Here is a 19485-nt window from a genome sequence, read left to right as displayed (position 1 = left end):
GCGCTTCCAAGCTTTCCCGTCAGTTCTTCTTGCCGGCCAGAGCGTATCTCGCGATCTCGATACCCATGGCTTTTTCGACAGAGGGATAGACCGTGGGGTCGAGCACGCTGGCAGACAGCGGAATGATATCCATCGGTACATGCAGGATGAAGACCGTCATACCCTCGTGCAGCTGGCCGACGCTCAGAGGTTCGCCTTCCGGCGACAGCGTGGTGATGACGGAGGGGAAGGTTGCCAGGCGCTTGCTGCCGGCATCCTCGACGGCCATGTATTCGTTCATCACATGCATGATGACGGCCTTGTCGCCGCTGCCGACCGTAATGGTGCCGATGTCGAAGGCTTCCTTCGTGTAGACGACGTCCTTCTTTGTGATCGTACCTTCGGCCAGGATATGGCCGCCGGTGGTCTTGCAGATGGCGTCGATGACGGCGTTGCCGCCTTTCTTTTCCGCCTCGATGATTGCCTCGCCGAGCGAAAGCGCCATGGAGATGCCGCCGAGCGCCGCATGGGTGCGGACGTAGGAAGCGCGAAGTGGGTTGCGGCAGGAGGCGATGAAGCCGCCGGATTGATCGGAGGCCGCACGCAGGATCGGCGAAATCTTCGCCGTCGCGCCCTTCACGACCAGTTCGATATAGCGGTTCTCGGCGCGGTTGCCGCCGACGGCGGTCTGGATCATCTGCTCAGGCGAGCCGGCCATGCCGATCGATCCCATATCACCAGTCGGGTGGGCGCGGATGTCACCCACCGCGTCCACCACCTTCGTTCCGAGAATGGCCGACGGTAGCCAGCCGTTCAGCGTCGAGGACCTGCCGTTCTGGCCGATGATCAGGCCGGAAAGCTTTTCGCCAAGCTCGTCCTGCAGCAGCTGCACGGCTTTCACGTAATCGATGCCTTGCATTTCCCACGGGGTGGTGGAGGCCGGCGCGCCGATGGCGGCAGCCGTGGCGATCCAGTCGCTGTCGTTCAATTCGTCGATCGACACCAGCTCCGGCTTGCCGACATTGACGGCTGCATAGCCCAGCATGCGGCCATGATCGGCCCAGCCGCCACCGCCTGCGGCGTAAACGGAGCCGCCCTTGACGGCCGCTTCCACATCCTTGGCAACGAGTATGCGTCCCATCGGCTACTCCCGGTTCTGTTTGAGGTTCTTGTCCATGTCGCGCACCGCTTCGAAAAGCACGGCGGCGCCCATGGCGATGTCGTCCTTCTCGGCCCATTCCTCGGCGCAATGGCTGCGGCCTTCCTTGCAGGGCACGAAGATCATGGCGGCCGGCGCGACCTTAGCGATCCAGGCCGTGTCGTGACCGGCGCCGGAGGCCATACGGCGATGTTTGGCGCCGACAGTCTCGCAGGCGCGTTCGAGCGTTTCGAGCAGTACCGGAGCGCCCGGCGTCGGCATGTTGTCGGAGACACGCACCGGCGGGTTGATCGTCACGCCATAATCGGCGGCGATGGTCTTCACCTCACCGTCAATCCAGGCCAGGAAATCCTCCATGTCGCGGCGGATTTCGGCGCGGCCGTCGATCAACAGCACGACCTTGGATGGCACGACATTGGCGGCATTCGGCTCGATGCGGAATTCGCCGACGGTCGCGGCGAAATGGCCCGGCGTTTTCGCCTGCTCCGCCGCGCGTTGACGAATATCGAGGACGAGCTGCGAGGCCGCCACCAGCGCATCTGCACGGCGGTCCATCGGCGTCGTGCCGGCATGATCGGCGCGGCCTTCCACGGTGATTTCGATGCGGGTGATGCCGGCGATCGCGGTGACGATGCCGATATCCTTGTTCTCGGCTTCCAGCACCGGGCCCTGCTCGATATGCAGCTCCAGGAAGCCGGCGAGATCCGGCCGCTTCTGGGAGAGCAGCACGGAGGGATCACCGCCGACTTCGGCAATTCCTTCAGAAAGCGTGCGGTCGCCGCTCACGCGGGAGAGCCACGCCTCGGGGATCTGCCCGGTCATGCCGCGGCTGCCGATGCAGGAGACGCCGAAGATGCTGACTTCTTCGGCGAGGAAATCGACGATTTCCAGATCATGGTCGAGCTCGATGCCGCGATCCTTCAAGGAGCGCGCAACTTCGAGCGCTGCGATCGTGCCGGCAATGCCATCGAAACGGCCCCCGTCGGGCACGGTGTCGGAATGCGAGCCGACAAGGATCGTTCCGAGGCCAGGCTTGGCGCCGGTACGCCGGCCGATCAGATTGCCGGCGGCGTCGATGCGGGTCTCAAGCCCTGCCGCCTTCATCCGTGCCTCGATATAGGCGCGCCCTTCGAGGAAGAGCGGCGAGAAGGCGCGGCGGGTCCACGGGTGGCCCGGATCGGTAATCCTTGCCAGCGCATCGATATCCTCGGCGATGCGATCGGCGTTTACGGGCAGGTTGTGGCGCTTGGTTTCGGTCATCAGGCTGCATCTCCGGCAATGACTTGGCGAGGCAAGGGACGGACAAAGCTGCCGGAGCCGGGTTCGGCCAGCACCTTCTGTCCCTCGGTGATCTGCTTGCCTCTAAGATAGGCGGCGGACACAGTCCAGGGCAGGCGGATGCCGTTATAGGGGCTCCAGCCGACGACGTTATTGCCGCTGGCCGCCGCGTCATAGATCGTTTCGCGCGGTTCCAGAACGACGATATCGGCGTCCTTGCCCGGCGTCAGCGCGCCTTTGATATGGTCGAGGCGGAAATGCTTAGCTGGGTTTTCCGCCATCAGCTTCGCCGCCCAGGTCAGCGGCACGCCGCGCTCCAGAGCACCCTTTACGAAGAGCGGCACCATGACCTCCAGTCCCGGCACGCCGGAAGCATTCGCCAGCATATCCGGATTGGTTTTGCGGTTTTCCGACCAGCTGACATGATCGGTCGAGACGAGCCAGACATTGCCCTCCGCTACCTTGCGCCACAAGGTTTCCACTTCGGCGCGGGGGCGGATCGGCGGATTAATTTTCGCCTTGCCGCCGAGGCGCCTCACATCGTTTTCCTCATCGAGCGTCAGGTAATGGATGCAGCACTCGACCGTCGCTTCGAAACCGTCGCGGCGATAGGCGCGGGCGATGTCATAGCCGCGCCCCAGCGAGCAATGCACGACATGCGCTGGGCAGCCGGTATCAGCGCCCGTCTCGAAGATCGTGTGCATGGCCAGAAGCTCGGTGATAGGCGGGCGGGACAGGCCGTGGGCGCGATAGTCGGTGATACCGCTCGCCTTCACCTGCTCCATGTAGGTGCGGACCGCTTCGTCATCCTCGTTGTGCACGCCGGCTGTCAGGCCCGTGGGCGCGATGGCGGCAAAGCAGGCCTCGAGCAGGGCGGGCGGAATGCGCGGGAAACGCTTGGGGTCGGTGCCGAAGGTGGAGAATTTGAAGGCGGCCACACCGGCCTCGACCATTTCCGCGATGCGCGCCGGGCCTTCCTCCGGATCGACCGTGCCGTAGAGGGCAAAGTCGACGCGCGATTGCGGCGCGGCATGGTCGATCTTCTTCTTCACCGCCGCTGCCGAGCAGACGAGATTGCCTTCGTCATAGGGCATGTCGACGATGGTGGTGACGCCGCCGGCCGCTGCAGAGCGGGTCGACCAGATGAAATCCTCCTGGTCTTTCTGCGAGAGGGAGTGAACTTGTGCGTCGATCGCACCAGGCAGGATCAGCGCCTTGCCGAGCAGATGCCGCTCGCGCGCGGCCGGAGGCACGCCGATGCCGATCTCGGCGATCTTGCCGTCACGCACGGCGACATAGCCGGCTTCCACGATGCGTTCAGGCAGAACCACAGTGCCTTGCAGAACAAGATCGAAATCGGCCATGTGCATTCCCTCGCTCGTCGGTTGGTTCAGATGGCAATGGTGTCGCGATAAAGCCGCTCTTCGACCCGCTCCAGCGAGCCGAGCGCGAAGAAGTCATCATAGGCGATGATCGGCTTGTGGGCGATCAAGTCAGAGACGAAGGACTCCGAGCCGAGCTCCTCCTCGATCGCCTCGACTTCGGCCGAAAGTGGCCGGTCGACGACATAGAAGTCGGCATGCTTGCGCACCACGTCATAAAGCATGCGCGCAACGCCCTCAGGCTTGTCGCCGAGAATATCCATTGCTTGCGCCGACAGCAGGGCCTCAAGGGCGGCAAGACGCTTCAGCGCCCGCATCTGCCGCTCGAAACGTTCGATCACAAGCGGCAGGAAGGCGGCTTCGTCCTCCATACCTGCCGCAACCACCAGTGACTGTGCCGAGACCGGATTGGACATGGAGAGCACGCGCGAGAAGATCTCGCCGGCAAGCTTGATGATCGGGCCGAAGCCGGTCGCGATCCTGCCTTCGGGCACCAGATTGACGGGCAGGCCGCGCCGCTGGCCGTTGCCGAGCAGGACGCAGCGATTGAAGGCATTGCGGGCGGCATGGGCCATGCAGATGACGGCCGCTTCTAGAAGCACGGTGACATCGAGCGGAAGAGAGCCGCCCGAGGTCATCACACGGCCATCGACGATGACCGGGTTGTCATCCGAACGGCCGGTCGCGGCCAGAATCTTATGGCCGGCGGTCAGGAGGTTTTCGATGACGGCGCCGAAGACCTGGGCGATCATGCGCAGGCTGAGCGGGTCCTGCACATGGGTCGCAACCGGCCAGGGCCATTCTTCCGAGGCGTTACAGAGCCAGGCACCAATCAGGGCTTCGCGCGCGGTGCCGACATGGCGCACGGAAATCCACGGATCGCGAGAGGCGCCGAGCGCGCCAGCCGCCATCATGCCAGTCGCAAGCAGCACGCGGATCGAGGCGGCGGCGTTGCGGGTCGTCTCGGCAGCGGCTGCGAAGCTGACCGCATTGACGCTGAGCGAGGCCAAGCTGTCGCGCGGCATCATCCTGACCGGAGCGATGCCGGCGGCATCGAAGGCATCGGCAGCCTGCATGCGTCGGCCGCGATAGACGGCTTCGCCAACGCCGGTCAGAACCGCGCCGATCTGGCCCATCAGACCGATATCCGCGCAGCCGATCGAGCCCGTGCGCCTGACGACGGGAATGACATCCGAGCTCAAGAGCTGCAGATAGGCTTCGATCAATTCTTGCGAACAACCGACCTGACCGGTGAGAGCCGTATTGACGCGGATCGCCATGGCATTGCGGACGACCGACATGGAGAAGGGGGCGCCTGTGCCGAAATGATGGGCGCGCACGAGACCGAGATTGAAGGCATCGAGATCCTCGGGGGACCATTCGACATCTTTCATGGCTCCGACACCCGTTGTCGAGCCGTAGACCGGCATGCCCGATTGAATGGTGCTTTCGAGAACGTTGCGCGCCAGTCGCACCCGCGCCATGCCGCTTTCCGATGCCGACGGCAGCACCGCCCCCGCGCCGATCCGCACCAGATCGCTGAACCCAAGGGGTTGCCCGGTGAGTTCGATGCCGGCTCTCTGACGCTCCATCTCTGCTGTTCTCCTTTTTTGCAAGGCTATGCGAGCCTTATCGTCAATGGGATATCCCAAATGGCGAACACCTTGATCCGTGCCGGACAGACTGATTTTGGGACGAGTGCGCACATCGCGCAACTCTATGTTTGCGCGCGCATGCGGCTTCCCGCACCGGCCAAGCTATTTCGGCCGGGGCGAGAAAGAAGCATCAGAAAGCTTGGCGATCAGCCAAGATGCCAGGCGATGTAAAGCAGCGTCAGCGCAATCACCCAAAGCGCGAAGCGGCCGGAGCGGCTGTGCTTGGCCTCGGCCTTGCCGATCGCTTCGGCGGTCTGCGGATCGAAACGCAGGCCGTTTTCGCTCATATGCAGCAGTTCGTGGTGGAATTTTTCGGTCTTGGCCGCAATCTCAGGCGCGGCTTCGGCGAGCTTCACGGCTGCCTTCAAACCATCCTTCAGATCGGTCATGATCCGCTTCGGGCCGAGATTGGTGCGGATCCAGTCGCCGACCACCGGTTCGGACGCCTTCCACATGTTGAAGCGCGGATTGAGCATGCGCGATACGCCCTCGACCACGACCATGGTTTTCTGCAGCATCACCAGTTCGGGCCGCGTTTCCATGTCGAAGAGTTCGGTCACTTCGAAGAGCAGCGTCAGAAGCTTGCCCATGGAGATGGTTTCGGCCGGTTGGCCATGGATCGGCTCGCCAATGGCACGGATGGCCTGCGCAAAACTCTCGGTATTGTGATGGGCGGGCACGTAGCCGGCTTCGAAATGTACTTCGGCCACCCGGATATAATCGCGGGTGATGAAGCCGTACAGGATTTCGGCGAGGAAGCGGCGCTCCTTCTTTCCCAGGCGGCCGACGATGCCCATGTCGACGGCGACGATCATGCCGGTGGGATCGACGAAGAGGTTGCCGGGGTGCATGTCGGCATGGAAGAAGCCGTCGCGCAGTGTGTGGCGCAGGAAGGATTGGATCAGCGTGTCGGCGAGTGCGTTAAGATCGTGTCCGGCGGCTTTTAAGCCCTCGACGTCGGACATCTTCACGCCGTCGATCCACTCCATGGTGATGACGTCGCGGCCGGTGCGTTCCCAGTCGACCTTCGGAACGCGGAAGCCGGGATCCTTCTCAGTGTTTTCGGCGATCTCGGAGAGTGCAGCCGCTTCCAGCCGCAGATCCATCTCGACCTTCGTGGTCTGCTCGAGCGTCTTGGTCACTTCCACGGGCCGGAGGCGCCGGCTGGAGGGCATGAACCGCTCCTGCATACCCGCGACGAGATACATTGCCTTGATATCGTTAGAAAAACGCTGGCGCACGCCAGGCCGGACCACCTTGACGGCAACGCGCTTGCGCCCTTCGGCCGTGTCGACCTCTGCCGGATGCACCTGCGCTATCGAAGCGGCGGCAATCGGCTCGCCGAAGCTGGCGTAGAGATCGTCGATCCGCCGCCCGAGCGACGCCTCGATCGCTGCCGTCGCCATAGTATGCGGAAAAAAAGCCATCCGGTCCTGAAGCTTCGACAGGTCGTTTGCCATGTCGACGCCGACGACATCGGGTCGAGTCGCCAAGAACTGGCCGATCTTCACATAGGAAGGCCCGAGCCGCTCGACTGCCTGGGCAAGCCGGTCGCTGCGGGCCTGGCTCTTCGCCTTGCGGCGGGCAAAGATGCTGACGAAGGATTTGGCGAGGCTGACGGAGGGCGGCAGCCCTTCCGATGGCAGCGCCATGACCACGCCTTCGCGCACGAGCACCCAGCCGACCCGAACAAGGCCGAAATATGCGCTGAAAGCACTCATATCGTCTCAAGGTCTCGGAATATGGAGGCCAAAAGCCGGATCGGGTGACTGGATATCATGCTTCAGAGCTTCCAGCCGGAGTGCAGCGCGGCAATGCCGCCGGTGTAATTGGTGAAGCTCACGCGCGCGAAGCCAGCCTCGCGGATCATCGTCGCGAAGTCCTGCTGGTTCGGGAACTTGCGGATCGATTCCACCAGATATTGATAGGGCTCGGCATCGCCGGTGATCGCCTTGCCGAACTTCGGAATGGCGTTGAAGGACCAGGCGTCGTAGACGCGGTCGAGCAGCGGCAGGTCGACTTCGGAGAATTCGAGCACGAGCAGCCGGCCGCCGCGCTTCAGCACGCGATAGGCTTCCTTCAATGCCACATCGATATGTGGAACGTTGCGGATGCCGAAGGCGATCGTATAGGCGTCGAAGGAATTCGGCTCGAAAGGCAGTTCCTCGGCATTCGCCTCGACGAAAGTGAGATTGTCGGAGAGCTTCTTCTTTTCAGCGCGTTCGGCACCGACGCCCAGCATCGAGCCGTTAATGTCGAGCACCGTCGCGTGCGCCAGCCGGTTCGAGGCCTCGACAATCCGGAAGGCGATATCGCCCGTGCCGCCGGCAACATCGAGCACCTTGTAGGCGGGATCCTTGCGCGGGTTGAGCGCCGCGACCATCGCATCCTTCCAGGCGCGATGCATGCCCATGGACATGACATCATTCATGACGTCGTAGCGCTTGGCGACCTTGTGGAACACCTCGTTGACGAGGCCCTGCTTTTCACCATCGGCTACTTCGCGGAAGCCATAGGATGTTTCCATGCCGCCATCGGCGGAGGTGCGGCTGTCTGCCATCGGCTCAACTCCGTTACATTACAGCGCCGCGCGTCATTTATGGCGCGCAAAGGTCGCTGTAACACTTTAAACTTGCTGCATAATTCTCTCCTTAAATCGATTCCGGTCTAAGGAATTATGCAGTATTCAGCGGCGGACCATAGCGAAATCGCGTTTGCCACGCTATCTCATCAGCCAGATCAACAGCCGCAATGCTTTGGCCTATAGCTCAGATCATAAGCGGTTGAAACATAAAGATGGATAGCCATGCCGGAATTACCAGAGGTCGAAACCGTCAGACGCGGGCTGGCACCTTCCATGGAAGGTGCGGTTCTCAAGGAATTGGAGCTGCGCCGCAACGATCTGCGCTTTCCTTTCCCTGTCGATTTCGCTGAGGCCGTTTCGGGCCGCGGCATCGCGTCGCTGTCGCGCCGTGCCAAATACCTGCTGATCGATCTCGACGATGGCAAGACGATCGTCGCGCATCTCGGCATGTCCGGCTCGTTTCGGGTCGAAGCCGGTCGGGAAGCGCGAACGCCGGGCGAATTCCATCATCCCCGTTCCAAGGACGAGAAGCACGATCATGTGGTCTTCCATCTGGCGAGCGCTGGCGGTGATGCGCGCGTCATCTATAATGACCCCCGTCGCTTTGGCTTCATGGACATGGTCAGGCGGACCGAGATGGCCAGCCATCCCTTCTTCCGCGATCTCGGGCCGGAACCCACGGGTAATGAACTCGATGCCGATTATCTGGCTAAGCGTTTCGCCGGCAAGGCGCAGCCGCTGAAGAGCGCGCTGCTGGACCAGAAGAACATCGCCGGTCTCGGCAATATATATGTATGCGAGGCGCTGTGGCGCTCTCACCTGTCGCCGTTGCGTGCCGCCGGCACGCTGGTTATGGATACCGGCAAACCGACCGAAGCGCTGCTGGCGCTGGTCGAGGCGATCCGCGAGGTCATTGCCGATGCGATAGCCGCAGGCGGTTCGTCGTTGCGCGATCATATCCAGACGGACGGTTCGCTCGGCTATTTCCAGCATTCCTTTTCCGTCTATGATCGTGAAAGCCAGCCTTGCAGTACGCCCGGTTGCGGCGGTACGGTCAGTCGCATCGTCCAGGCGGGGCGCTCTTCTTTCTACTGCGCTTCCTGCCAAGGCTGATTGAAGGTCCAAAGCTGGTAAAAGGGAGAGAGACGTGGCTTACGAAACCCTCATCGTCGAAACACATGGGGCCGTCGGTCTCATCAGGATCAATCGGCCGCAGGCGCTGAATGCGCTGAATTCAACGGTCCTCTCCGAATTAAAGCAGGCCTATGCCGCTTTTCATCTCGATGATGCCATCGGCGCGATCGTGCTCACCGGCTCGGAAAAGGCCTTTGCCGCCGGCGCCGACATCAAGGAAATGCAGTCGCTCGATTTCGTCGACGCTTACAAGAATGACTTCTTCAGCGGCTGGGCCGAGATCGCCAATGCCCGCAAGCCCGTTATCGCGGCGGTCAGCGGCTTCGCGCTCGGCGGCGGCTGCGAGGTGGCGATGATGTGCGATTTCATCATCGCATCGGAGACCGCCAAATTCGGCCAGCCAGAAATCACGCTCGGCGTCATCCCTGGCATGGGCGGCTCACAGCGTCTCACGCGCGCGGTCGGCAAGGCAAAGGCAATGGACCTGGTATTAACAGGCCGGATGATGGATGCGGAGGAGGCGGAGCGTTCGGGCTTGGTGGCGCGTGTCGTGCCGGCGGACAAGCTCTTGGACGAAGCGCTGGCCGCCGCCGCCAAGATCGCATCGCTATCGCTTCCCTCAGTGCTGATGGCCAAGGAAGCGGTCAACCGCGCTTTCGAAACCACGCTTGAGGAGGGGTTGCGCTTCGAACGCCGCCTGTTCCATAGCCTGTTTGCCACAGAGGATCAGAAGGAGGGCATGGCGGCCTTCGTTGAGAAGCGCAAGCCGTCCTTCAAGAACCGCTAAGGGTCGGGATTCAGGAATTACGCGGGTTTGGCGAGAATCCGCGTTGACGCCGCGGCTCATTCCGGTTATATGCCCGCCACAGTTTGGAAAGCCGCTCTGGTTTTCCGCAATTGCTCCCGCATTGCTGGATGAAGTGGCCATGGGGCCCGCGCCGCAAGGATGGAGTTTTGTTCGAATTCTAAGAGAGGCATACATGGCCAATACTACCTCGGCGAAAAAAGCGACCCGCAAGATCGCCCGCCGCACCGATGTCAACAAGGCTCGTCGCTCGCGCGTTCGCACGTTCGTTCGCCAGGTCGAAGAAGCCATCGCATCGGGTGATGCAGATCGCGCAAAGGCAGCTTTCGTTGCTGCTCAGCCGGAACTGGCTCGCGCAGCCACCAAGGGCGTGCTTCACGCCAACACCGCTTCCCGCAAGGTTTCGCGTCTTGCCAAGCGTGTGAAGGCCCTTTCGGCCCCGACTGCATAATCTTTCGTTAACGATTTAATCGTTAGAGTTAAGCCCGGCCCTCGCGCCGGGCTTTTTGGATTCGGCCAAAAAAATGCCGCATTGCCAAAAATGGCCGGTCGATCATGTCATTGACGTGACAGAAATATACCTTTGGAAACAAAGGGTTGCGGCAGGATATCCCAGCGCTGGGTGATCTGCATGACGCATTGCCGGCTCACAACTGAGTCAAGGGATTTTTTATTTTTTTTCTTTTGAAAGCTGTGGGAATCGCGTTCGACAGGAATCTCTTTGATTCAACAGCGATTCTTTTTTGAAGGGCTTGTGACAGTCAAAAATGGCCTCCGGAGTCAATGGCCGCCTCTTAATTTTGTGTAAAATTCATCGTTGATATCTGCCTTCGATCCTGCCTAAATGGATTTCAACAAGGGGCGCGGATCTCACCTTAAACGGCTTCGGCAAACACCGTCACATATGGCGGTGGAGGTGGTTTTGTCTCTTGTGACGGAGCAGTTCAGTTCCGTTTTTTCAAACAGTTGACGAGTAAGAACCGGAAGCGGCGACGCTTGCGGAACGAGGAAGCTTGTCTGTCCTTTGCGGCCCAAATCATTGGCGTGGCTGCGGGGAGGGGAGAAAAATTGACAGCCATTGGAGCGGTCAGTCGGAATACGAGGGCCGATTGATGCTCCGGTTACAGACGCCGAGACGAAGGCTGCTTTAAAGAGCGGTTTTTGCCACAGTGTTCCTGTAAAGCCCGCAGGCCGGGCGTGGCTGATGAACCGGTATGCGGCGCAGCTTGGACAACGAGCGTGACCGTCATGCCATGGCGAAGAACCAAGGGCGGCAGTGATGTGCTCCCGCCCTATAAAGAGACTGTGGAAGGCGGCACTATATGCAGATACATACGAGGGCGACGGGTGCGTTGGAAAATGGGGACAATGCGCAGGCGTTCGGTGCGGTTTGCTTAGAAGCGGCGGGGGAAAAGGGTGACGTGGCGCAAAGTAACTTGTTCGAGCGCGTCAGCGCGCGCTTGAAGGCTCAGGTCGGACCCGATGTCTATGCCAGCTGGTTTGCGCGGCTCAAGCTTCATTCGGTATCGAAGAGCGTCGTTCGCCTCACGGTCCCGACGACATTTCTGAAGTCCTGGATCAACAATCGCTATCTCGATCTCATCACCAGCCTGTTCCAGGCTGAGGATGCCGAGATCCTCAAAGTCGAAATTCTGGTGCGCACCGCGACCCGGCAGGGCGCGAAGCCATGCGCCGATGAGCAGCCGGCGGTGCCGGATCAAACGGCTGTCGCGCCGATCCGCCGCGCCGTCGCCCAGCCGGCTGGCCAGGTGGTTGCCCAGGCGGTGAGCGCGGCTGCGGCTGCCCGGCCCGCGACGGCGGGTGCGCCGCTCTTCGGCTCTCCGCTCGATTCCCGCTTCACCTTCGATACGTTCGTCGAAGGCAGCTCGAACCGCGTCAGCCTTGCCGCGGCAAAGACCATCGCCGAAGCCGGCTCCGGCGCCGTGCGTTTCAATCCGCTCTTCGTCCATGCGACCGTTGGTCTCGGCAAGACGCATCTGCTGCAGGCGATCGCCAATGCAGCGGTGCAGAACCCGCGCGGCCTGCGTGTCGTCTATCTGACGGCGGAATACTTCATGTGGCGCTTCGCAACCGCTATCCGCGATAATGACGCGCTGACGCTGAAGGACTCGCTGCGCAATATCGACCTGCTCATCATCGACGACATGCAGTTCCTGCAGGGCAAGATGATCCAGCACGAGTTCTGCCATCTGTTGAACATGCTGCTCGACAGCGCCAAGCAGGTCGTCGTTGCTGCCGATCGCGCTCCCTGGGAGCTGGAATCGCTCGATCCCCGCGTTCGTTCGCGCCTGCAGGGCGGTGTAGCGATCGAAGTCGAGGCGCCGGACTATGAAATGCGCCTTGAGATCCTCAAGCGCCGTCTCGATGCTGCCCGTCAGGATGATCCGTCGCTGGAAATCCCGGCCGAAATCCTCTCGCATGTCGCCCGCAACGTCACCGCCAGCGGCCGCGAGCTGGAAGGAGCCTTCAACCAGCTTATCTTCCGCCGCTCCTTTGAGCCGAACCTGACGGTCGAGCGCGTCGACGAGCTGCTGGCGCATCTGGTCGGCTCCGGCGAGCCGCGCCGCGTCCGCATCGAGGACATCCAGCGCATCGTCGCCCGCCACTACAATGTGTCGCGCCAGGAACTGGTTTCGAACCGCCGCACGCGCGTCATTGTAAAGCCACGCCAGATCGCCATGTACCTGTCGAAGACGCTGACGCCGCGTTCCTTTCCGGAAATCGGCCGTCGCTTCGGTGGCCGCGATCACACCACGGTCCTGCATGCGGTGCGCAAGATCGAGGAACTGATCGCCGGCGACAGCAAGCTGTCGCACGAGATCGAGCTGCTGAAGCGTCTCATCAACGAATAAGCCGAGCGATCGGCATTCACCACATAGTCTACGGCCGGCTTGATCGCCGGCCGTTTCTTTTTGCGCTCCAAGCGCACTTTAGGTCGGCGGCGTCGTGCGCGATACCTCTGAAAATAACCAGGCGCGCAGGGCCGCGACGGCCGGCCTTTCCAGCGCACCCGGCTGATAGACGAGATGATAGGCAAGCGCGCTCGCAAATCCGGTCGGGAAAGGCGCAACGAGCGTGCCCTCAGCCAGCTCCTGCTCCACGAAGGACCGGCGCATCAGCGCGATGCCGAGGCCTGCCTTCATGGCGTGATAAGCGCCCATGCCATCGGTGAAGACCGGTCCGTGCATGGCATCCACCCGCGTGGCGCCGACCGCCTTCAGCCAGAGCTCCCAGTCGCGCCGATAGACATCGTGGATCAGCGTCAGGCCGGCCAAGTCATCGACAGCGGGAGAGGGGCCAAGCGCCGCTGCCATTTCCGGCGCGCAGACCGGCACATATTCATCATCGAGAAATCTCTCGCTTGCCAGTCCCTCGTAGCCGCCGAGGCCGTGGCGAATGGCAATGTCGATCCCATCCCGCTGGAAATCCATCATGCGATAGGAAGCGCTGATGCGCAGGTCGATATCGGGATGGGCCTCCTCGAAGCGCCGCAGCCGCGGCACCAGCCAGTGCGTGGCAAAGCCGGCAGTGCAGGTAAGGGTCAGCACCGTATCCTTGGCGCGCATCGCCAAGGCCGCTGTCGCCTCGCGGATGAGGCGGAAGGCCGTTCGCATTGTCGCGAAATACTCGGCGCCTTCACTCGTCAGCGCCAGGCTGCGGGCTCGCCGCTCGAAAAGTCGTACCCCGAGGCTGCTTTCGAGGTCGCGGATCTGCAGGCTGATGGCGCCTGGCGTCACATGCAGCTCGCTTGCAGCCAGCGTCATGCTGAGATGCCGGGCGGAGGCCTCGAAGGCGCGCAGCGCCGAAAGGGATGGCAGTTGATCCATGATGATTGAGCTCAGCTAAACCATAATTCGAAAAAGACTCGTTTGCCAGAGCCTCCATATAGCGCGATTATTCCAGCAATTACGGTGGTTGGCAATCATGTCGCGATTGGCAACAAATAAGTAAAACTCAATTAGCGCTGGAGATGATCAGATGGCACAGAAATCCATGGGCGCGGTCGAATGGAGCATGCTGGTGGGGCTATCCATCCTATGGGGCGGCTCCTTCCTGTTCAACGGCATTCTGGTGCGTGAGCTGCCGCCCTTCACCATCGTCACGGCGCGCGTCGCACTCGCCGCCATTGCTCTGCATGTCATCGTGCGTGCCACCGGACATGCGACGCCGAAAGACCGTCAGACCTGGCTCGCCTTCTTTGGCATGGGCTTCCTTAACAATGTCATTCCCTTCCTGCTGATCGTCTGGGGGCAAACCCATATCGCCAGCGGGCTTGCATCCATCCTCAATGCCACCACGCCGCTCTTTGCCGTGGTCGTCGCCCATTTCCTGACGGAGGATGAGAAGATGACCGGCAACCGCCTGCTCGGCGTCATCGTCGGCTTTGTCGGCGTGGCCCTGATGATCGGCCCCTCGGTGCTGACGAGCCTCGGTTCCAACGTGTTGGCGCAGCTGGCTGTGTTGGGCGCTGCTTTCAGCTACTCACTCGCCGGTATTTTCGGGCGGCGCTTCCGCCGCATGGGGCTGGCACCGATCATTCCGGCCGCCGGTCAGGTTACGGGCTCGGCGATAATGCTGCTGCCAATCGCGCTCTTGGTCGATCGCCCGTGGACGCTGGCAATGCCGTCCACCGAGACTTGGGCGGCGCTGGCCGGCCTGGCCATCCTGTCGACCGCCATCGCCTATGTGCTGTTCTTCCGCATCCTGGCGACGGCCGGCGCCACCAATCTGATGCTGGTGACTTTCCTGATCCCTGTCAGCGCCATACTGCTCGGCGCGCTCATTCTCGGCGAAAGCCTGCAGCCGAAGCATTTCATCGGCATGGCCTTGATCGCGGTGGGTCTGGCGGCAATCGATGGCCGCCTCTTCACCCTTCCCTCGAGGGTAGGGCCATTGCATATGAAATAGAAGGTGCCCCTCACCCCAGCCCTCTCCCCGTTTTGACGGGGAGAGGGGGCGATCTCATCAACTCCCTTCGCCCCGCGTGCGGGGAGAAGGTGGACTCGAACAGTTGAGCGAAGCGAACTGTGAGAGGACGGATGAGGGGCTAACCTGTCCATATGCGATTACCCTTCCCTTGAGGGGGAGGGTCGGCACGTAGTGCCGGGGTGGGGCGATCTCGTCAACAGCCGAGTCATCATCTCACATGCGGGATCACCCCCATCTGCCGCTTCGTGGCGCCCCTCTCCAGGAGAAAGTGGTCAGCAGGCGAGATCGGCGACGACCGAGTCGAGCACCAGCATTCCCGCCGGCGTGCAGCGCAGGCGGGAATTGCCGATCCGCTCTATGAAACCGTGTTCCAGTAAAAACGCCTCGCGTTGCGGGTCGGGATCGCGGCCGGAAAGCTGCTGCCAGCGGGCGAGATCGACGCCCTCCCGCAGCCGCAGGCCCATCAGCAGCAATTCGTCGGCCTGTTCATCAAACCCAAGCATTTCCTGGTCGACCATGCCGTGCCCGTCCCGCTCGACCATCTCGAGCCAGCTCTCAGGCTTGCGCTCGGTCGCGGTCGCCAGCTTCTGCGGGCCTCTGGTAAGGCGGCCGTGGGCGCCGGGGCCGATGCCTGCATAGTCTCCGTAGCGCCAATAGGTGAGATTGTGCCGGCTCTCGGCGCCGGGGCGCGCGTGATTGGAGACCTCATAGGCCGGCATGCCCTCGCGCTCGGTGATTTCCTGCGTCGCTTCATAAAGCAGCGCCGACTGATCGCCATCGGGCACGATCAGCTTTCCGGCCTTGTGAAGGCCGTAGAAGGGCGTGCCTTCCTCGATCGTCAGCTGATAGAGCGAGAGGTGATCGACCGCATAGGAGATTGCCTCTTTTAGCTCGCGCTCCCATTCCTCGACGGTCTGGTTGGGGCGGGCATAAATGAGGTCGAAGGACATACGCGGAAAGATCTCGCGCGCCAGCCTAATCGCCTTCAGCGCATCGGCGACATCGTGCAGACGTCCGAGGAATTTCAGGTCGCGGTCGTTCAGCGCCTGCACGCCCATCGATACGCGATTGACGCCAGCGGCGCGATAGCCGCGAAAGCGCTCGGCCTCGACGCTCGAGGGATTGGCTTCCATGGTGATCTCGATACCGTCGGGCACATGCCATGTCCTAGCAATGCCATCGAGCACCGCGCCCACCGTTTCCGGCTTCATCAGCGAAGGCGTGCCGCCGCCGAGGAAGACGCTTGTCACTGTCTTCGGGCCGCTGATCATGCGCATCGTCGCCATTTCCTTCAGAAAGGCGGCAGCAAAGCGCTCCTGATCAACAGGCTGATGGCGGACATGGCTGTTGAAATCGCAGTAGGGACACTTGGCCGCGCAGAAGGGCCAATGCACATAGACGCCGAAACCGGGTTCGCCGGTATCGGGCAGCAATTGCGCCCCGTGCATCAGATCTTGTGTGTCCACGATTTCCACGGGATTAGCTTACGCCTCCAGGCAGGTTTCGACAAAGATCTTGAAGGCGCGGGCGCGGTGCGACAGCGCCTGCTCGTCGCCGGGCTTCCAGCCATGCTTTTGCTCGGCGCTCATTTCGCCGAATGTGGTCTGGTATCCCTCCGGCTGGAAGACCGGGTCGTAGCCGAAGCCTTGGCTGCCGCGCGGCGGCCAGACGACCGTGCCTTCCACTTCGCCGCGGAAAAGCTCGGTATGTCCATCGGGCCAGGCAAGGCAGAGCACGCTGACGAAGCGGGCCGTGCGGCTCTCCGGCGTGGTGGCGCCGGCCTTTTCCAGGGCGGTTTCGACCTTCCGCATGGCCATGGCGAAGTCACGCGTCCCGTCAGCCGTCTCCGCCCAATTGGCCGTATAGACGCCGGGATCGCCGCCGAGTGCATCGATAACCAGACCGGAATCGTCCGAGAGTGCCGGCAGGCCGGAGGCATTGGCGGAGGCCAGCGCCTTGATCGTCGCATTTTCTTCGAAGGTCGTGCCCGTTTCGTCCGGTTCGATGAAGTTGAGATCGGCGGCGGACTTGGCGGTAAAGCCGAGCGGCCCGATCAGATCGCGGATTTCCTGGATCTTGCCGGCATTGTGGCTGGCGACGACGATAGTCTTAGTATCGAGCTTGCGCATGTGCTGTCCTGTCATAGGCCCCAGATGCGGGGTTCGGCGCATTCCAGACTGTTGCCGGCCGGATCGCGGAAATAGATCGAACGGCCGCCATTCGGCCAGTGAAAATCGGCTTCGATATCGACACCGGCAGCCTTCAGCTTCTCGGCCATGGCCTCGATATCGTTGCCATCGACACGGAAGCAAACGTGACCATGACCCTTAGTCCCATGCGGCGGCACGGGCAGGGCGCCCGGCTCGTGCGGCTTGACCGTTTCTTCACTGTTGAAGATCAGGAGCACACCCGGCCCGCAGCGATAGAAGACGTGGCGGTTGCCGCCTCGCGATATCTTTTCCAAGCCGAGTATGCCGCCATAAAAGGCTTCGACGGCATCGAGATCGTCTGCATAGAGGGCAGTTTCAAGAATGCCTGCGAGGGCCGGGTCAGCCATTCAAGATATCCTCAGGCGATGGCCTGCTTCTGCAGCTCCACCAGTTCGGCAATGCCGTTCTTGGCCAGATGCATCAGCGTGGCGAATTCCTCTTCGCTGAAGGGCGCGCCCTCAGCCGTTCCCTGGATCTCGACGATGCCGCCCTTGCCGGTCATGACGAAATTGGCGTCGGTCTCAGCCGAGGAATCCTCGAGATAATCGAGATCGATGACAGGCTGATCGGCAAAGATACCGCAGGAGATGGCGGCGATGTGATCCTTCAGCACGCGCTCGACCTTGACCATGTTGCGGCTTTCCATCCACTTCAGGCAGTCGTAGAGCGCGATCCAGCCCCCGGTGATCGAGGCCGTGCGTGTGCCGCCATCCGCTTGGATGACGTCGCAGTCAACGGTGATCTGGCGTTCGCCCAGTTCCTTGAGGTCGACGACGGCGCGCAGCGAACGGCCGATGAGGCGCTGGATTTCCTGCGTGCGGCCCCCCTGCTTGCCGGCGGCGGCTTCGCGCTTCATGCGCTCGCCGGTCGCGCGCGGCAGCATGCCATATTCGGCCGTGACCCAGCCCTTGCCGCTGTTGCGCAGCCATGGCGGCGTCTTGTCTTCCAGGCTTGCCGTGCAGAGCACATGCGTATCGCCGAATTTTACCAGGCAGGAGCCTTCCGCATGCTTGGAAAAATTGCGCTCGAACGACACCTTGCGCATCTGGTCGGTTTTTCTGCCTGAAGGCCTCATTCCACTCTCCTGAATGTTCGTTGACCGCTTCTACGACCCGCAGGCCGCTTTTGCAAAGGAAAAGCAGGCCGGAAAGACGCTCGGCGGCGGCGGCGACATTTTTCCCTTTTGCCATTGCTAACTGAATGATTATATTTTGCCTAAGGCTCAACGGAATGGATCTGACAGCGAAATGGTATTCACGACATCGTCGGTCTCGGATGTCATTGCTGCACTGGACGAACGCTCCAAGGAAATCTTCCGCCGCATCGTCGAAGGCTATCTCGAAAACGGCGAGCCGCTGGGTTCGCGCAATCTCTCGCGCCTGCTGCCCATGTCGCTGTCGCCGGCTTCCGTGCGCAATGTCATGAGCGATCTGGAGGAGCTGGGACTCATCTATTCGCCGCATGTGAGCGCCGGGCGCTTGCCGACTCAGGTCGGTCTGCGCTTCTTCGTCGATGCTTTCATGCAGGTCGGGGATCTCTCCGCCGAGGATCGAGCCAATATCGATCGGCAGGTGCGCGGCGGCAATCGTGACCAGCCGGTGGAATCGATGATGTCGGAAGCAAGCCGGGTGCTATCGGGCATTTCGCGCGGTGCCGGGCTCGTCATTACCTCCAAGAGCGATCCCGTTCTCAAGCATGTGGAATTTATCCGGCTGGAGCCGACCAAGGCGCTCGCCGTGCTCGTCGGCGAGCACGATCAGGTCGAAAACCGCATCATCGAGCTGCCGGCCGGCACGACCTCGTCGCAGCTGACGGAGGCCGCCAACTTCCTCAACGCCCATATGACCGGCCAGACGATGCCGGAATTGCGGCGGCAATTGCAGAGCCTCAAGGAAAGCGTGCGCCAGGAGCTGGACAGCCTGTCACATCAGCTGGTTGAGCGCGGTATTGCCGTATGGTCCGGTGGCGATGACGACGGCAAGCCGACGCAGCTGATCGTGCGCGGCCACTCCAACCTGCTGGCCGAAATCGGCGGCGCGGAGGATCTGGATCGCCTGCGCCTCCTCTTCGATGATCTCGAAAAGAAGGACAGCCTCATCGAGATCCTCAATCTTGCCGAGAGCGGACCGGGCGTGCGCATCTTCATCGGCTCGGAAAACAAGCTCTTCTCACTGTCCGGCTCCTCGCTCATCGTCGCACCCTATCGCGACGAGGACGATCGCATCGTCGGCGCGGTCGGCGTTATCGGCCCGACGCGGCTGAATTATGCGCGCATCGTGCCCATGGTCGATTATACCGCTCAGCTGATTTCGCGGCTGTCCCGGCCTGGAATCTGAGGAGCGGATTTAG

General features: G+C 61.7%; 17 protein-coding genes. 6 read left to right on the top strand and 11 right to left on the bottom strand.

Annotated elements, in window-relative coordinates; translation table 11 throughout:
* Positions 1–19 precede the first annotated feature (19 nt).
* From FBZ99_RS13410 to ubiE, 6 genes are all read right to left on the bottom strand, one after another.
* Positions 20–1120: a DUF917 domain-containing protein gene (locus FBZ99_RS13410; RefSeq protein WP_145633552.1), complete on the bottom strand. Its 1101-nt coding sequence runs from the start codon at positions 1118–1120 to the stop codon at positions 20–22.
* Positions 1121–1123: 3 nt separating this feature from the next.
* Positions 1124–2398, bottom strand: coding sequence for a Zn-dependent hydrolase (locus tag FBZ99_RS13405; protein ID WP_145633549.1), 1275 nt, complete (start codon positions 2396–2398; stop codon positions 1124–1126).
* Complete coding sequence (locus FBZ99_RS13400) at positions 2398–3780, bottom strand: dihydroorotase (protein ID WP_145633546.1); 1383 nt, start codon at positions 3778–3780, stop codon at positions 2398–2400. Before FBZ99_RS13400 ends, FBZ99_RS13405 begins: the two co-directional genes overlap by 1 nt.
* 26 nt (positions 3781–3806) lie before the next feature.
* Positions 3807–5390, bottom strand: coding sequence for an aromatic amino acid lyase (locus FBZ99_RS13395; RefSeq protein ID WP_113329965.1), 1584 nt, complete (start codon positions 5388–5390; stop codon positions 3807–3809).
* A 209-nt stretch (positions 5391–5599) separates the two neighbouring features.
* Complete coding sequence (gene ubiB, locus FBZ99_RS13390) at positions 5600–7174, bottom strand: 2-polyprenylphenol 6-hydroxylase (protein ID WP_145322233.1); 1575 nt, start codon at positions 7172–7174, stop codon at positions 5600–5602.
* A 62-nt stretch (positions 7175–7236) separates the two neighbouring features.
* Complete coding sequence (gene ubiE / locus FBZ99_RS13385) at positions 7237–8013, bottom strand: bifunctional demethylmenaquinone methyltransferase/2-methoxy-6-polyprenyl-1,4-benzoquinol methylase UbiE (protein ID WP_113351335.1); 777 nt, start codon at positions 8011–8013, stop codon at positions 7237–7239.
* A 246-nt stretch (positions 8014–8259) separates the two neighbouring features.
* Here ubiE and mutM point away from each other — a divergent pair, with 246 nt between their 5' ends.
* From mutM to dnaA, 4 genes are all read left to right on the top strand, one after another.
* Complete coding sequence (gene mutM / locus FBZ99_RS13380; RefSeq protein ID WP_113351334.1) at positions 8260–9150, top strand: bifunctional DNA-formamidopyrimidine glycosylase/DNA-(apurinic or apyrimidinic site) lyase; 891 nt, start codon at positions 8260–8262, stop codon at positions 9148–9150.
* Between the two features lie 34 nt (positions 9151–9184).
* Complete coding sequence (locus FBZ99_RS13375; RefSeq protein ID WP_113351333.1) at positions 9185–9958, top strand: enoyl-CoA hydratase; 774 nt, start codon at positions 9185–9187, stop codon at positions 9956–9958.
* A 193-nt stretch (positions 9959–10151) separates the two neighbouring features.
* Positions 10152–10427 (top strand): 30S ribosomal protein S20, encoded by a 276-nt coding sequence (gene rpsT / locus FBZ99_RS13370; protein ID WP_004108374.1) that lies wholly within the window; start codon positions 10152–10154, stop codon positions 10425–10427.
* A gap of 871 nt (positions 10428–11298) precedes the next feature.
* Positions 11299–12849, top strand: a complete 1551-nt coding sequence (gene dnaA, locus FBZ99_RS13365) for a chromosomal replication initiator protein DnaA (RefSeq protein WP_069611125.1) — start codon at positions 11299–11301, stop codon at positions 12847–12849.
* 78 nt (positions 12850–12927) lie between these two features.
* Here the strand turns inward: dnaA and gcvA are convergent, their stop codons facing one another.
* Positions 12928–13824 (bottom strand): transcriptional regulator GcvA, encoded by an 897-nt coding sequence (gene gcvA / locus FBZ99_RS13360; RefSeq protein ID WP_173004585.1) that lies wholly within the window; start codon positions 13822–13824, stop codon positions 12928–12930.
* A gap of 151 nt (positions 13825–13975) precedes the next feature.
* Between gcvA and FBZ99_RS13355 the strand changes: the two genes are divergently transcribed.
* Positions 13976–14905, top strand: a complete 930-nt coding sequence (locus tag FBZ99_RS13355) for a DMT family transporter (RefSeq protein ID WP_145633540.1) — start codon at positions 13976–13978, stop codon at positions 14903–14905.
* Between the two features lie 293 nt (positions 14906–15198).
* Here FBZ99_RS13355 and hemW read toward each other — a convergent pair whose 3' ends face one another.
* From hemW to rph, 4 genes are read right to left on the bottom strand one after another with little or no spacing between them, the layout of a single operon-like run.
* Positions 15199–16374, bottom strand: a complete 1176-nt coding sequence (gene hemW / locus FBZ99_RS13350; RefSeq protein ID WP_112722000.1) for a radical SAM family heme chaperone HemW — start codon at positions 16372–16374, stop codon at positions 15199–15201.
* A 36-nt stretch (positions 16375–16410) separates the two neighbouring features.
* Positions 16411–17055, bottom strand: coding sequence for an RdgB/HAM1 family non-canonical purine NTP pyrophosphatase (gene rdgB, locus FBZ99_RS13345; protein ID WP_113351329.1), 645 nt, complete (start codon positions 17053–17055; stop codon positions 16411–16413).
* Between the two features lie 11 nt (positions 17056–17066).
* The gene (locus FBZ99_RS13340) at positions 17067–17483 is read right to left on the bottom strand and encodes a VOC family protein (RefSeq protein ID WP_145633537.1); all 417 of its coding nucleotides are present in this window, start codon (positions 17481–17483) and stop codon (positions 17067–17069) included.
* A gap of 11 nt (positions 17484–17494) precedes the next feature.
* Positions 17495–18211 (bottom strand): ribonuclease PH, encoded by a 717-nt coding sequence (gene rph / locus FBZ99_RS13335; RefSeq protein WP_015338597.1) that lies wholly within the window; start codon positions 18209–18211, stop codon positions 17495–17497.
* A 172-nt stretch (positions 18212–18383) separates the two neighbouring features.
* On the opposite strand from rph, the gene hrcA reads away from it, so the two are divergent.
* Positions 18384–19472 (top strand): heat-inducible transcriptional repressor HrcA, encoded by a 1089-nt coding sequence (gene hrcA / locus FBZ99_RS13330; protein ID WP_069611131.1) that lies wholly within the window; start codon positions 18384–18386, stop codon positions 19470–19472.
* Positions 19473–19485 lie beyond the last annotated feature (13 nt).

This window comes from Rhizobium sp. ERR 1071 (assembly GCF_007828675.1).
Classification (GTDB): Bacteria; Pseudomonadota; Alphaproteobacteria; order Rhizobiales; family Rhizobiaceae; genus Rhizobium; species Rhizobium dioscoreae.
Note: the sequence above shows the minus strand (reverse complement) of the source record. Positions and strands in the feature narration are given on the sequence as shown.